The sequence below is a fragment of the Paenibacillus sp. Y930 genome (assembly GCF_056786375.1).
In genome coordinates this window covers 120,235-135,259 of sequence record NZ_JBXCIX010000004.1, presented here as the reverse complement: position 1 = coordinate 135,259, position 15,025 = coordinate 120,235, and the positions used below count along the sequence as shown (strand labels likewise).

Genomic DNA, 15,025 nt, shown 5'->3' with positions numbered 1-15,025 from the left:
CCAGAACTTCCCTCATTATATCGTTTATTTGGCAGTCTGAGTTAATATTTTCTAATTTACTTAATTCTCAGTCCATCTATCGAAGTAGAATAAATTATTTTTGACGCAAAAAAACTAGCTGATTCATCATTCTACTACATGACGAATCAGCTAGCATCATGTCCCCCACCGATTTCACTTCGGAATTTATCCGTCGTGATCACAAGTAGGCGATTTAACCAACCTTATTCCAATTATTACTTTCGTATTGCAATCTCTTCTAAATAGTCTAGCATAATTTGTGCGCCTGCTTTACCTTGGCGAATACAATCTGGCAATCCTACACCATCAAATGCTGCACCTGTTACCCATACTCCTGGTAGCTGGTCACTCAGCTCGATCCGCATATTTCTAATCGCATCGACATGACCAATCGGATATTGTGGCATCGAGTGATTAAGTCTAGTAATCTCAGTAAATATCGGCTCCGCTGTTACACCAACTGATTTTCTAATATCCTCACGAACAGCAGCAATTAATGATTCATCATCGAGTTTAACTGACTGTTGATCCTCAGAGTGTCCAACATAGCATCGTAATAATACTTTATCTCCAGGTGAGGAATGTAACCATTTATTCGACGTCCATGTACATGCCGTAATGTGCAAACCTTCAGAACGAGGAACTAAAAAGCCTGATCCATCAAAGTCCACTCCAAAGCTAGCTCTGTCAAACGCCATCACTACATTGGCGACAGATACATAACGAATATTAGCAAGCGCTTCAGTATTAATATAAGGGTTCAATAACTTACTAGATACAAAGGCAGGCGTGGTCATAATAACACCTTTGGCCTGTAATTGTTCCCCGCCTTGTAGATGAACGATATAGCCGTCTGCCGATTTTTCTAACCGCTCCACTTTACTCTTGAGTTGTATCGTAATATTAGTCAATGCCTTCTCTAACGCATCTACCATTGTGGATAGACCTTTACGGAACGTCATAAATGTCACTGGCTTTTTACCATTATTCTGTGCATCTGCTACACGCTTATTATGACGGGAACCAACAATGACACTACCGAATTGCTGTTCCGACTGGGCAAATTGCGGGAATGTTGCATTGAGACTTAACTTGTATAGATCCCCTGCGTATATTCCTGCAAGTAGTGGCTCTGCAATTTTGGCAACAAGCTCGATACCAATCCGTCTTGCGAGGAAACCACCAAGTGATTCATCTCGCTCTGCTGGTGTCGCTTCTTTTAATAGATCAGCTAACGCAGCAAGCTTCCCCTCAGGACTAATGAGATCACTTTGCAAAAACCGAATGATGTCTGTCGGTATGCCTAGTACTAAGCCTGGTGGCATAGGGTGTAAATGTAGCTTATTCATAATATATGTTTTTGAAGCATTCGGATTTGTTGCTACTAGTTCGTCCTCTATGCCCAGATCATGCGCGAGGTCAATAATAGCTAATTTACGAGCAAGAAAAGAATCTGGACCCTTTTCAATAACGAATCCATCTTTTTGCAGCGTATTAATTTTACCGCCGAGATGATCTTCTCCTTCAACTAGTACAATCCGAATCTCCTGACCACTTTCTCTTGCTAATTTTTGCAAGTAAAAAGCGGAGCTCAGTCCGCTGATCCCTCCGCCTATCACGACAACTGTATCAATCGTTTCTGCACTCCGCATTTTGTCAGTCCTTCCCTAGTTGCGCACTTATTGTAATAACAGACTCTGCTAATGTTTCCATATATAATGGATCGGTGTTCAGCATAGCGATCCGCTTAAATGCTACGCCAAGCTGCTCCGCTTTTGCTTTTGCTTCAATATCAAGGTCGTATAACACTTCAAGATGATCCGATACAAAACCAATTGGTGCTGACAAAATCGCTTTATAGCCTTCTTGAGCCAATTGCTCCATCGTATCTAATATATCCGGACCTAGCCACGGCTCGTGGGTGCGACCTGCACTTTGCCAAGTAAATTGCCAATCCTCAATTTCCGTATTTTCAGCAATTGCTTCTGATGTTTGTAGCAATTGCTGCTCATAAGGATCGCCTAATTCTCTAATCTTCTCAGGCAAGCTATGTGCACTGAATAACACTTTAACCGGCTTATCCCCTTGCAATGGCGCCAGCTGTTCAAATACATCACTCACTCTGGCCGTTAGCGCTTCGATAAGTTTAGGATGTAAATGGTACGACTGGACGAATTTCATCTTAATACCTAGTTCAGCTGCCTTTTCTTTCGCACGCTTTACATAGCCGCCAACACTCATCACAGAATAATGCGGTGCAAGTACAATACCAATCGCTTGTTGAATGCCGTCTTGGGCCATTTCCTCTACACCGTCTTCGATCAATGGTGCTGCATGCTTTAAGCCTTGATAGCAAACGTAGCGGTCTGCAGCAAGCTCATTCAGTCTTTTTTGCAACCCTGCGACTTGCGCATTCGTATTTTCACGTAATGGAAATACGCCGCCCACAATAGCTTCATAGCGATCAGTTAGCTCTTTCAGTTGTTCTGCTGTAGGAGCATGTCCACGACGAATATGCGTATAATATGCTTCTACATCATCTAGAGATTGGGGAGTACCGTACGACATTACTAACACACCTATTTTTTGCTGTACCATTCACTTGCTCCTTCTACAAACTTTTTGTTGCTACCAGATATAACTTCTTTGAGACAAAAAGTTACTTCGGAAGCATTAACTAAACTTTTTGTTGCTGCTTGGGATACTATTTGACCAACCTTGCAATAGCCTGCTCTGAATAACTATGAACAAAGTCAGTAAGCTCCTTCAGCTTTTCAAGTGATGCTTCTGGGAATAATCCATGTCCCAAATTGAATACAAAGCCTGGTTCTTCAATTCCTTGATCGATAATTTCTGCCGCATATTGCTCAATAATATGCTGCGGAGCTTGTAAAATCGTAGGGTCTAAGTTACCCTGTACCGCAAATTGGTGATCCAATCTTCTACGTCCCTCGGCAATCGAAACACGCCAGTCTAGGCCAATAACGTTTGTCTTCACATTGGATAGCTCAGGTAGCAATTCACCTGAAGCTACTCCAGGGAAATAAATTTTCGGCTGTACAATATCATCAAGCTCAGCGAAAATCCGTTCAATCGTCGGCAACACATATACTCTAAAATCTGCAGGAGAAAGTGCGCCTACCCAACTATCAAATATTTGGAACGCCTTACCGCCTGCTGCGATATGAGCGCGTAAATACGTAATGACCATGTCACCAAGCTTGTCCATCAATTGATGCCATACTTGTGGCTCACTATACATTAATTGTTTTGTTTTTAAGTAATTTTTAGAAGGACGACCTTCTATGAGATAACTAGCGATCGTAAACGGAGCACCTGCAAACGTAATTAACGGTACATCTAACTCACGATCTAATATTTTTATCGTTTCAATCACATGGGATAAGTCTTTATCAATATCAATTGGCTTTAGCTTTTCCACATCTGCAGCTGATCGTATCGGATTATGAATGACCGGTCCGACATTGGCTACAATATCAAAGTCAATCCCGAGTGAGGCTACCGGATTCATGATGTCTGAATATAAAATTGCTGCATCAACACCAAGCTTTTTAACTGGCAGCAATGTTACTTCTGCAGCCAATTCTGGTTGCTTACAAATTTCGAGAAGCGTATATTTTTCTTTGATTTTACGATATTCGGGATCATATCTACCAGCTTGACGCATATACCATGCAGGTATACGTTCAACTTCTTCTTTCATACAAGCACGTATGAACAGGTCATTATAAGCCATTGCTAAAACCTCTTCTCTATGTATTAATCTCTATCTTTTATTATGCCCCTTTTGTTATTATCTAACAACTCTTCATCCTGACTACGTATGACAATCCCATGACACTTCTCTTTTTCTACCGTACATAAATAATATTTTTCAAACATGCTATACTATATACATGACACAATGGAAAAAGAATCTTGTCGTTTTATGGTTTGGTCAATTTTTAGTTATGGCTGGAATGACCATGATCATGCCTTTTCTTACACTGTATTTGCAAAGTGAGCTCGGTGTCACTGATCCTCATAAAATAGGAATATGGGCTGGTGTTATTTTTGCAGGTAATTTCATTACTGCGTTTTTATTTCAGCCACTATGGGGAAAGCTGTCCGATCGTTACGGGCGTAAGTTAATGCTACTTCGCTCTGGATTCGGTATGGCAATCGTGATGGTTCTTATGGGGTTCGCAACAACCCCATGGCATTTGTTGCTACTCCGCTTACTTAACGGCGTAATCTCAGGGTTTAATCCAGCATCTATAGCACTAGTCTCTGCTACTACACCAAAGAATAAGTTAGGATTCGCTATGGGAACGCTGCAATCTGGAGGAATTGCAGGTACAATTCTTGGTCCACTTATTGGTGGAATTCTTGCAGACTCTATCGGCTATCGCCCAATTTTCTATGTAACGGGAATTTCCATATTTATCGCTTCACTACTTTCGCTGTTCATTGTCAAAGAAAAATTTGATCGTAAGCAAGCCGCGACTGAAGTTCAGATGAGCGTTATGGAAGGTTTCAAAAAAATTATATCTATTCCACAAATTACTGCATTGTTTGCTGTTACATTGCTCATTCAATTTGCAAATATGAGCCCGATGACATTAATTCCGCTTTATATACAGCAATTAAGTCCTCATGCTGCTAATATTGCTTTTCTTGCAGGATTAGTTGCCTCTGCTACAGGCTTATCTAATATGCTCGCCTCACCTATATTAGGTAAATTAGGTGATCGTATCGGCTCTGAAAAAATATTAGCGTGTTGTCTTATCGGTTCAGCAGTTAGCTTCATTCCGCAAGCACTCGCAAATACGGTATGGCAATTGCTTATTGCTAGGTTTTTCCTCGGATTTTTCCTTGGAGGTCTAGTACCAACCGTTAATTCTTTGCTAGCAAAATACTCACCAGCTGGAATGACAACGCGAACGTATAGCTTCAATAGCAGTATGATTAGTCTAGGAAATGTTATCGCTCCTATTGCAGGAGGAGTTTTCTCAGGTTGGATTGGTATTCATGGATTGTTTGTCGCTTCGGCAATTCTTATGAGTCTTAATGGTGTATGGGTATGGTTTGCGCTTCTACATAAACGGCAACCGAAACCGAGTGGAAATTGAAAGGAGCTAAGTAGCATACTCGCTACTTAGCTCCTTTGTTGTATGTAGATATGAAAAAACCTATCTAATTACTTTTCTTTTGTAAAACATTTCCCAATCAATGTTTTCACTAGAGAGTAATATCCGTTATAAAGTTCAAAACGTACTAAGCCGTAATTCATAAAAATACTGCACAATCGGATGCTTTGACTTCATCTTCTCGGACATGTTCAAAATTCGTTTTTTTCCAACTCGTCTGTCCACCAAAGCTAGAATATTCAATAAGATATCATTGCTCTCTAGACTCTCCTCTATCGACATCGATAGAAACTTATTAGCTACAACAACAAAATTCGATTTACTTACTGTTGACTGTGCTGACAGAAGCTCCTTGGCAACTTCTGATATTTTTCTACTTCTCGCAATTACTTTTAGACGATCCTCCGGAACTAGCCCCTTTGTATCTTTTCTAACAGCTTCAATTTCTTCATTGGTAATCTGAACTTGGATAGCTGGATCATTCTTAATTTCCAGATCCGTCTGATACCATCTAATTAATGACGTTTTATCACTCATATTGAGTATATTCTTTTTATCTACTGCAATATAACAAATTCCCGCTTTATCAAGTAAATAACGGTAGCTAGTTGAACGATATTCGACCCTTCCATGTAACGCAGGACTAAGAAAACTCTCAAGTTGTTGCTTCAATTTACTCCAGGACATGTATTCCTCCTCGTGTACTATACTTCAACCGTTTGACCATAAAATGTGGCTCTGACTATAGAGTTGATTAGCGGTATGATCGCTTACTTCACCCTTGCTATAGCCAGTCCATCATATCCAGGTAGAAGTGTGCTCTCTAATCGAGGATCGCTCACGAGTTGCTTATTAAATGCTCGAACTGCTTGAACTGCTGGACCTTGCTTCGCTTCATTCACTGTACGACCACGTAGTAATATATTATCGGCTATAATTAATGCACCTGGATCTGCCATCTTGATCGCATACTCCAAATAGATCGGATACCCTTCCTTATCAGCATCAATAAAGAACAGTTGATATTTCTGTCCTGATTGATATAACTCCTCCAAGCTAGCCTTTGCATCGCCAACTTTATAGCTAATACAATGACCAAAGCCGGCTTCTGTCACATGCTTTTGTGCAACTTCTGCATACTGAGGTAGTAACTCAAGACAAGTAAGCTGACCTCCTGTTTGCAATCCACGAGCAAGACAGACACCACTATAGCCACCTAAAGCTCCGATTTCTAATGCATTCGTCACTCGATTCATCGCTACGAGCATCGTTAGTAATTTCCCATATCCATCAGCTACGGCAATGTCGGGCATGCCTTGCGCTACTGTTCCTTCACGAATCGTTTCTAGTACTTCATCACGCTCGAATAAACCATCTATATACTGTTCTTCTATGTTCACAATAATATTTCCCTTCATTTTTAAATATTTATGCAAAAAGCTATATTTTTGCCTAGAGTTTATTAATTCTCCAAAAGAGGACATCCACTTTAATCATTTAAAGGACTTAGCCCAATGATAAGTGGGCAATGAATTCGGGATAGGAGATAGCCTAAAAGACTATCTTTAAGAGATCATATGTTCTATAATTAAAGCAAGGATCTTATGAAGCGAGGTGAGCGTCAGTGATGATCAATAAAGCCTATGAATTTCGTATCTATCCAAACAAAGATCAACAAATCCTTATTACGAAAACCATCGGCTGCAGCCGTTTTGTTTTTAATTATTTTTTGAATAAATGGAATCATGCCTACAAAGAAAGCGCGGAAGGATTATCCTATTCTAGTTGTTCTGCTCGTCTTCCTCTTCTGAAAAAGGAATGGTCTTGGTTAAAAGAAGTCGATAGCATCGCCCTTCAATCCTCAGTTCGTCACCTTGCCGACTCCTTTGACCGTTTCTTTAAGAAGCAAAACAAGTCACCTCGTTTTAAATCAAAAAAGAATACCGTTCAATCTTACACTACAAAGCACACAAACGGCAATATTTCTGTTGTAGGAGATACCATCAAATTGCCAAAGCTAGGGTTTGTAAAGTTCGCAAAAAGTCGTGAAGTCGTGGGGCGTATTTTGAATGCTACCATTAAACGCAAGCCAAGTGGCAAGTATTATATCTCAATTCTTGTGGAAACGGAAGGTTTAAAGCTGCCTCTAACCCATACTTCGATCGGTATCGATGTTGGTCTAACCCATTTTGCAATCCTGTCCGATAAAACCGTATATGAAAATCCTAAATTCTTTCGCACATTAGAAAAGAAATTGGCTAAAGCCCAGCGGATTCTTTCAAGAAGTAGAGAGCAAGCCCTCCGTCAAAAGAAACCTTTATCCGAAGCGAAAAACTATCAGAAGCAGCGAATTAAAGTGGCTTGCCTTCAAGAGAAAATTACAAACAAGCGAAAGGATTACTTGCATAAAGTCTCCACCGAAATCATCAAAAACCACGATGTGATTGGATTGGAGGATTTACAAGTATCGAATCTGTTGAAAAATCATCACTTAGCAAAAGCGATTAGTGAAGTCAGTTGGTCACACTTTCGTACCATGCTTGAATACAAAGCAAAATGGTATGGAAAGACAGTCGTTAAGGTTGCGAAAAATTTTCCTTCTAGTCAACGTTGTTCAACCTGTGGCTATCGGAATAAAGACGTTAAGAATCTGGCATTGCGTGAATGGGTGTGCCCGGAATGTAGCACGCGGCACGACCGAGATCTTAACGCAAGTATCAATCTCGAAAAAGAAGCGATAAGACTTCTAACCGCAGGAACTGTGGAGTTAGCCTAATCCATAACTGATGGTTACATCGGTGATCTTAGGAATCCTCCGCTTCTAAACAAAGTGAAAGCGGAGGTAGTTCAATGTATGATTTTATAGGTATTGTGACAAGCTGTGCTATTATTACATAGTACTTTGTAATTACGCTAATTTAAGATACAATATCGTTATAAGATTATAGGCTAATAGAAAAAAGAAATGAGTGTTAACAGATGGCAAAACTGAATTTAATCGCTACTGCTCCAATGGGACTAGAAGCAATTGTAGCTCGTGAACTGAAAGAGCTTGGATATACAGATACACAAACAGAGAATGGTAGAGTTAATTTCACAGGAGATTTCCTTGATATTGCTCGTACGAATCTGTGGTTACGATCTGCTGGTCGTGTGCTTGTTAATATGGGGAGATTTCAAGCAACAACGTTCGATGACTTATTTGAAGGTGTAAAAGCACTTAATTGGGATGAATGGTTACCTGCTAATGCTGAATTCCCTGTCAATGGTCGCTCTCACAAATCACAACTAACAAGCGTTCCAGCTGTACAAGGTGTCGTGAAAAAAGCAATTGTTGAGAAATTGAAAGAAAAGCATAATACCGAATGGTTTCCAGAGGACGGTCCACTATATGTTCTCGAAGTAACTTTACTGAATGATGAAGCATTACTGACGATTGATACATCAGGTTCTGGACTTCATAAACGTGGTTATCGTATTGCAGCAACTGCTGCTCCTCTGCGTGAAACGATGGCTGCTGCTATTGTTTCACTATCTCGCTGGACAGCTGACCGTCCGTTATATGACCCCTTCTGTGGATCAGGCACTATTCTTATTGAAGCTGCTATGCAAGCTTGGAATATTGCACCTGGAACGCGTCGTAGCTTTGATAGTGAAGCATGGGACAACATCCCAGGCGAAATTTGGGAGCAAGCTCGTGAAGAAGCATTAGATTCTGTTAAGGACGATGTTAAGCTGCAAATTACAGGATCTGATATTGATCCGCATGCGATTGATATTGCGACGCAAGCAGTTCGTCGTGCTGGCTTTGGCAAAGAAATTAAGCTACATGTCTTACCTGTAGCTAAAATTAAGCCTGAAGGCGACTATGGCGTTATTATCTCTAACCCACCATACGGTGAGCGTCTAGGTGATGAGACAGAAGCTGAATTAGCGCTTCGTCAACTTGGTAAAGCATCGCTTTATTATCCAACTTGGTCACATTTCATATTCAGTCCTTCACTTGAGGTTGAACATTATATGGGCAAAATAGCAGACAAAAAACGTAAGCTTTACAATGGTCGTATACAAGCTAACCTGGTACAATTTTTCGGCCCGTTGCCTCCTCGTAATAAATAGAAAACCAAATAAATAAGGGATGCGATAAGATGATCAGCCTGGCTACCGTCTCGTCGCTTCCCTTTTTCTATTGAATTCTTATGTAGTTACACTACTTACATTACGCTATAAATTCCTATTTATCCCAATTGTTTCATTACAATGTTGTATCAGGTTGGTGCTCTTCTATCCACAACAATATGTCTTCAAATGAAGTTACAGCCACAATATTGAGCGTTGGCGCCGATAAAAACGCTTCATCCATCCCATCTGTCGGCACGAAAAACACATCGGCTGTTGTGCGACTCACCGCATAAGCCTTCTGCGCAATCCCTCCTACCATACCAACCGTTCCATCCGGTTCTATTGTACCTGTTCCCGCTATTTTCAACCCTCCGGTTAGATCACCTTCTGTTAGTTGGTCGAGAAAGGCTAACGTTAGCATCGCGCCATGCGATGGTCCGCCAGCATGAGCAAGGTATGACTGAAAGGTAAGTTCTTCCTCCAGCTCTGTACGATACGCATTTTGTACAGCTACGCCAAGCACTGCTCTATTATCCCCATCCGTTGATACAATAGTAGAAACAATATAATTCGCAGGCTGACCATCTCGTAGTAACTCTAATTGAACCTCATCGCCCGCTACTACATGTGAACTCATATACGTAATGAGTCCTGCAGCATCGTGTAATATTTCACCATTAATACGAGTAACAATATCACCCGCTTGAATGACACCATCTGCTGGCGAATTGGCTACGATAGCCATCACTTGAACTCCATCATAAATAATCGCCTCACCCAGGCCAGCGCGTTCCCATGCTACTGCAGCTGCAAGCTGATTCGCATTCGTCTTCATCGCTGCGACTTGACTGTATGTTTCAGATATACTTGGCTCGTTTTCTGCTTGTTTCTCCATCTTGTAAGCAGGAAACATTGCTGCGTAGAGCCAATCAACTGGAAACGCAGGTCGTTCGAATACAAGCACACCTTCAATAATTCCATCGTTCTCTGAAGACGGCTCTCCAATTGTGGCATATGTATTCATATTCATCGTCATCCCTGGGTACGTCACATTATAACCAGTTGGACAGAGCAGTACGAGCAGAATAATGCCGTACAACACAATCAGTTGAATGATTGAACGATATGTTGGTTTCGGTTGATCAGCGCGCATCATAGTATGACTTCTACTATATTTATTACTTCGCATAGCAATGATCGCACACCATAGTAACTCCCCAATAATACAGCCGACCGTGATCATCGCTACAACAATAAGCAACAGCAAATACTGTAATGGTTGAGTTAGAATGACGATCATCGTCACTGATCCGATCATTACAATGATCCGTAATATCGTTACGCCTAGACTACGTTGTACATTCTGCATACTCCGCCATATCGCGCCAATGATCCAGCATAGCGGAATAAGCATAACCACATAATATAATTGATCAATATATTGTATCCATTCCTTTCCACTCGCAAAAAAGAATGAAGCAGGCAGCCACATTAGCTGAAATATAATGATCGCACATAGAATACTAACAAACCCACTAATGTACCAGCCTCTATTCATCATTACGCTCGCTCTCTATCGGCAGACAAAAAGCCCTTCAGCTTATGGACAACCATTTAAGTGAAGGACTTTATGCTACGCTATTATTTTTTCAGATAAACCAACGCTTTTTCGATCGCTTCATCTTCAGTTGCACCCTTAATGTATCGACCGTTAATGAATACAAATGGAGTTCTTTTGCATGGTCCACAATATGATTTGCAGCCTACTCTAATTTCAGCGTTCGGTGCAAGCTTCTCTATTTTTGCAACTGTCGTCTTCATTTTCATATGTCTGCATTCATCACAGACTCTGATGTCATTCGTCGCCATTGTTCCTCTTCCCATTTCCCATTATACTTAATATTCCGATTAATGGTCCCCGTGATTACCTTTTGAAGGATTTGAAATCTCAAAGCCTTCCTCTGGCGCATAGAAATAATCTACACGAATACCATCCAAAAACTCATTATCTTTTTCTAGAATAACATCAATTCCACTATCCGTCGATACAACGACATCTTTATCTGTAGGCTCATCAACGCCTAAACCATAATGGGCATGATCGCCATGGGCATGAGTAACAAATACGCGTAATAGCTTACCTGCACTTTCTGGCTTGTCTAATTCGACCTTCAACATTTTTGCTGCGTTACGAGAAACTTTGCATTTCATTGCTTGTCCGCTCCTTTAGTTGTATGTAATAAACATGGATCTATCTTGTTATATTATACTTCTTAGCCATTCTACTCGCAAACCATTCTGCAATAATCATTGTAAATGCGATATCATCAACGGGTAGAAACGGCATAAAATCAGGTGCTATCCAATAAATAAGGACAGGTATAACAAACAAACCTTTCTCCCATAACGCTACCGTCGGAGAAGTAATAATTTTATATATTAATTGGAACGTATGCTTCCAATGTCCAAGTGACAATAATTTTCTCATATAATCGCTCCTAAAACTTTTCATTGGGATAATGGAATACTTCTTGCATATGAAAAGTAACTACATAAGCATAAACTTACTGAGTTAATTTTATGTTATGTTCTCCATCTTTTATGTTATTTAGTATAACCTACTATTTATGCGGTTGCGTACTGGACTTTTAGCTAGTTAATCATTATGAACTTCCATTGCGAAATTATAGAGGGGGTAATTTTGTGGCATCTTGCCCAAAACTACCCCCTGCTTTTATATATTATAATAAATGAATATTATTCACGCTATTTATCCATTGTGGCTCATAAGATCGAAGTTCATCGGCTAGCCACTGCCTTGCTATCGCTTGAAACTTAATCAGATCTCCACTGCATACAAAGCAAATCTCGCTTTTTTTCAGTGTTATATTGGAAGACTCATCATCTACAGTCTTATCTACAAATGAATTTATCATCACGCTTGTATTATGTTCATTATTAGCTTCAACTTGCTCGTGTTGACCTTGCTTATTCAATATGGCAATGACTTCTATCGCTGTTTCTTCAGCAGAATGAATAAGTGTAACTGCCTCTCCCATGACCTCGGCAATCGTATCCGCTAGAAATGGATAGTGTGTACAGCCTAATATTAAGCAATCAATTGGATATGAACGCATATGCACAATGGAGTCATATACGATCTTGTATGCCTTGGCTGATTCATACTCACCCTTCTCTACAAGTGGAACGAAAGCTGGACATGCCTCACTTACAATCTGGATATCTTCCGCAAGCTGAAGCAGTGCTTGATCGTAAGCCTTGCTCTTAATCGTACCTTCTGTACCGATTACCCCAATATAACCTGTCTTTGTGCTACGAAGTGCAGCTCTAGCACCAGGCTCGATCACGCCAATAATCGGAATTGAAAGACTCGCACGAATATGATCAAGTGCTACTGCAGTTGCTGTATTACATGCAATGACGACAAGCTTCGGATCATACTGAAGTAAATATTGTACAACTTCCTTCGTAAACTGCATAACTTCATCGCTCGATCTTGGCCCGTAAGGTGCACGAAGTGTATCGCCGAAATAGACAATTTCTTCTTGCGGCAATTGCCTCATCAATTCCTTCACTACCGTCAATCCACCTACACCAGAATCTAACACCGCTATTGGTCGTTGCACAATTCCACCGCTTTCTCCGTTCTTGACTCTGCCCTTAAGTAGTATTAATTATTGCGTTTTAATTTGCAAGAATTAATTATGAGGAATTTCTTGCTGTGGCTCTTCCTGTTCGGTCGTATGACAAATTTGCTTCCTGCCGCTCATAATATTTTGCACACCATGCTTCGCTTCTGACACGAACTTCACCGTGCGATCCTCAAGTTGTCTGCTCGCTTCATAGACCGTTTCTGTTACATGATCAACTGCCTTCACCGTTACTTCCGCAACTTTTTCCGCTCCTACTTTAATATCTGAACGCAATTCTTTGCCACTTTTCGGTGCGAATAATAACGCCGTTACGCTACCTACTACCCCACCCGTAATGATTCCTGCCCAAAATGCTGTTCCACGTTTCGTTAATTTCATCGTCAACACTCCTCCTTAATTTTCATGTACATTTTCAACTTTCTTAACTTTCGGTAAGTTATTACTCTTTTGCTGTACTATTGTCTTGTGGCTTCTTGCGTACACCTTGCCATAATTGCCACGCAGACACCGCCAACTCCGCCCATTGTATAGCATCCTCCACTTGACGCTCAGCCTTCTCTTGCTGCACATACTTCAATGCTCGATGTGAAAGCTTACCTGTTACCTCATCTACCATCACAGCAGTATGTTCAATCGTTTGGCTAATCTGTTTTGTTGCCTGAACAATTCCTTGTGCGGCTTGCACGCTGCTCGAGATTGCCTTAACAGTCTCATCCGTCGATTGAATGAGAATACTGCACTCAAGTGAAAGTCTACTAATGTCTTGCTTCATATCAGTCGCAGTTGCTGTTAATGCGTTCATACGAACAACTAATGATCGTAATGTCACAATTAAAGCAATAACGAGAATGACAAAGGCTCCTGTAGCGATCCAAATACTATATTCAATCGTTAACATAGCTCCTCCTCATACCGATAAATTTGGACATAGTCATCGATTACACTCATGCAACCATTTTTCTATTAACTAGACATATGCCTATTCGCGTAACACATTATAAGCAGATTGGGCTTGTGTTGACACAACAATTAATTTTATTTTTCAAATCAGTATTAGTAGCTACTTCATGTACATGTTTTTAACCCAATATGTGGAGGCTGCTCCGAGAACTAATTGCTAGTGCGGAGGGTGTGATTAGCTCTCTCTGCTAAGGCGAAGGTGCAGGGATGAAGAACAAGGTGACTTTTTGCTTTGTTTCATGCGAAAGCATGGGTTTGGGAGTGAATAAAGTAACTTTTTGCTTTGGTTCGGGCGGGAGCACGGATTCCGGAGAGAAAAGCAAAAAAAGAGCAGCGCCCAATTCGTCATTATTTCATGACTTTTGGGTGCTGCTCTTTATCTATTTCTAGCGCAATGTGTAGGCGCTGTTCATCTTAGCTTCAAGCTTCAGCTACGGCTTTACTGGACATTTGAATACGATAATTGCATTTCGTTCCACCTTTAGCTAGACATTCCGTACGCTCTACCTTTGTTCCAAGTAAGTCCTGAAACAACTCTAGCTCGCATTGGCATGCTTGGTGATAACGATCTGCAACACCTTTTATCGGGCAATTGTATTCTTCGATATAGTAGTAATGCTGATCCCGCTTCGCTTCAGCCATATAACCGCCAGCATTCTGAATAGCAACAAGCTCATCAACCTTCTCGGCTAAATCCTTCTGCCTCATTCTAGCTTCATAGCGATCTATTAGCTTACGCTTACGCCCTTGAAACATCATATCGATATATGGTGCAGTTTCAGGATTATTATCTAGTTCACTAAGCAGGTCAACCGTAAGCATATGATAATTTCGCGGAAACAGTTCTTCAGATTTACGCGTTAGCTCATAAGCATGACTTGGCCGCCCCATACTTTGCTTCACTGAAATAATTTGCACATAATCTTGCTTTGCTAACTCGTGTAAATGTCTTCGTATCGCCATTTCTGTCAGCTGAAGTTGTTGGGATAATGTGCTAATTTGCATTCGCCCTTGACTACGTAATTTGTACAGTATAGCGTCACGGGTTGAACTCGTCGGCTTCATTATTGCCCACCTCGCTTCCATCGCAATACGAGC

At 40.8% G+C, this 15,025-nt stretch carries 16 protein-coding genes; 3 read left to right on the top strand and 13 right to left on the bottom strand.

Going from position 1 to position 15,025, the window contains the following annotated elements; translation table 11 throughout:
• Window positions 1-236: 236 nt before the first annotated feature.
• From hemG to hemE, 3 genes are all read right to left on the bottom strand, one after another.
• The gene (hemG, locus tag AC1TO5_RS12920; protein ID WP_482063233.1) at window positions 237-1,673 is read right to left on the bottom strand and encodes a protoporphyrinogen oxidase; all 1,437 of its coding nucleotides are present in this window, start codon (window positions 1,671-1,673) and stop codon (window positions 237-239) included.
• 4 nt (window positions 1,674-1,677) lie between these two features.
• Window positions 1,678-2,619: a ferrochelatase gene (hemH, locus tag AC1TO5_RS12915; RefSeq protein WP_482063232.1), complete on the bottom strand. Its 942-nt coding sequence runs from the start codon at window positions 2,617-2,619 to the stop codon at window positions 1,678-1,680.
• A 106-nt stretch (window positions 2,620-2,725) separates the two neighbouring features.
• Window positions 2,726-3,778 carry a uroporphyrinogen decarboxylase gene (gene hemE / locus AC1TO5_RS12910; RefSeq protein ID WP_482063231.1) on the bottom strand — a complete coding sequence of 351 codons (1,053 nt, stop codon included), beginning with the start codon at window positions 3,776-3,778 and terminating at the stop codon, window positions 2,726-2,728.
• Between the two features lie 160 nt (window positions 3,779-3,938).
• Between hemE and AC1TO5_RS12905 the strand changes: the two genes are divergently transcribed.
• Complete coding sequence (locus AC1TO5_RS12905) at window positions 3,939-5,153, top strand: MFS transporter (protein ID WP_482063230.1); 1,215 nt, start codon at window positions 3,939-3,941, stop codon at window positions 5,151-5,153.
• Between the two features lie 135 nt (window positions 5,154-5,288).
• Here AC1TO5_RS12905 and AC1TO5_RS12900 read toward each other — a convergent pair whose 3' ends face one another.
• The gene (locus tag AC1TO5_RS12900; protein ID WP_482063229.1) at window positions 5,289-5,858 is read right to left on the bottom strand and encodes an SF0329 family protein; all 570 of its coding nucleotides are present in this window, start codon (window positions 5,856-5,858) and stop codon (window positions 5,289-5,291) included.
• 83 nt (window positions 5,859-5,941) lie between these two features.
• The gene (locus tag AC1TO5_RS12895) at window positions 5,942-6,589 is read right to left on the bottom strand and encodes an O-methyltransferase (protein WP_482063644.1); all 648 of its coding nucleotides are present in this window, start codon (window positions 6,587-6,589) and stop codon (window positions 5,942-5,944) included.
• 206 nt (window positions 6,590-6,795) lie between these two features.
• Here AC1TO5_RS12895 and tnpB point away from each other — a divergent pair, with 206 nt between their 5' ends.
• Both tnpB and AC1TO5_RS12885 read left to right on the top strand, forming a co-directional pair.
• Window positions 6,796-7,947, top strand: coding sequence for an IS200/IS605 family element RNA-guided endonuclease TnpB (tnpB, locus tag AC1TO5_RS12890; protein WP_482063228.1), 1,152 nt, complete (start codon window positions 6,796-6,798; stop codon window positions 7,945-7,947).
• 203 nt (window positions 7,948-8,150) lie between these two features.
• Entirely contained in the window at window positions 8,151-9,290 is a 1,140-nt protein-coding gene (locus AC1TO5_RS12885) for a THUMP domain-containing class I SAM-dependent RNA methyltransferase (protein ID WP_482063227.1), read from the top strand.
• 136 nt (window positions 9,291-9,426) lie between these two features.
• On the opposite strand, the gene AC1TO5_RS12880 is transcribed toward AC1TO5_RS12885, so the two are convergent.
• From AC1TO5_RS12880 to AC1TO5_RS12845, 8 genes are all read right to left on the bottom strand, one after another.
• Complete coding sequence (locus AC1TO5_RS12880; protein ID WP_482063226.1) at window positions 9,427-10,854, bottom strand: PDZ domain-containing protein; 1,428 nt, start codon at window positions 10,852-10,854, stop codon at window positions 9,427-9,429.
• A gap of 80 nt (window positions 10,855-10,934) precedes the next feature.
• Window positions 10,935-11,162 carry a YuzB family protein gene (locus AC1TO5_RS12875; RefSeq protein WP_482063225.1) on the bottom strand — a complete coding sequence of 76 codons (228 nt, stop codon included), beginning with the start codon at window positions 11,160-11,162 and terminating at the stop codon, window positions 10,935-10,937.
• 39 nt (window positions 11,163-11,201) lie between these two features.
• Window positions 11,202-11,504, bottom strand: coding sequence for an iron-sulfur cluster assembly accessory protein (locus AC1TO5_RS12870; RefSeq protein WP_482063224.1), 303 nt, complete (start codon window positions 11,502-11,504; stop codon window positions 11,202-11,204).
• A gap of 40 nt (window positions 11,505-11,544) precedes the next feature.
• Entirely contained in the window at window positions 11,545-11,781 is a 237-nt protein-coding gene (locus AC1TO5_RS12865) for a hypothetical protein (protein ID WP_482063223.1), read from the bottom strand.
• A gap of 253 nt (window positions 11,782-12,034) precedes the next feature.
• Window positions 12,035-12,940, bottom strand: a complete 906-nt coding sequence (gene racE / locus AC1TO5_RS12860; RefSeq protein WP_482063222.1) for a glutamate racemase — start codon at window positions 12,938-12,940, stop codon at window positions 12,035-12,037.
• Window positions 12,941-13,012: 72 nt separating this feature from the next.
• Window positions 13,013-13,345, bottom strand: a complete 333-nt coding sequence (locus tag AC1TO5_RS12855; RefSeq protein ID WP_482063221.1) for a YtxH domain-containing protein — start codon at window positions 13,343-13,345, stop codon at window positions 13,013-13,015.
• A gap of 61 nt (window positions 13,346-13,406) precedes the next feature.
• Window positions 13,407-13,865, bottom strand: coding sequence for a DUF948 domain-containing protein (locus tag AC1TO5_RS12850; protein WP_482063220.1), 459 nt, complete (start codon window positions 13,863-13,865; stop codon window positions 13,407-13,409).
• 482 nt (window positions 13,866-14,347) lie between these two features.
• Window positions 14,348-14,992: a helix-turn-helix transcriptional regulator gene (locus tag AC1TO5_RS12845; RefSeq protein ID WP_482063219.1), complete on the bottom strand. Its 645-nt coding sequence runs from the start codon at window positions 14,990-14,992 to the stop codon at window positions 14,348-14,350.
• Window positions 14,993-15,025: the final 33 nt, after the last annotated feature.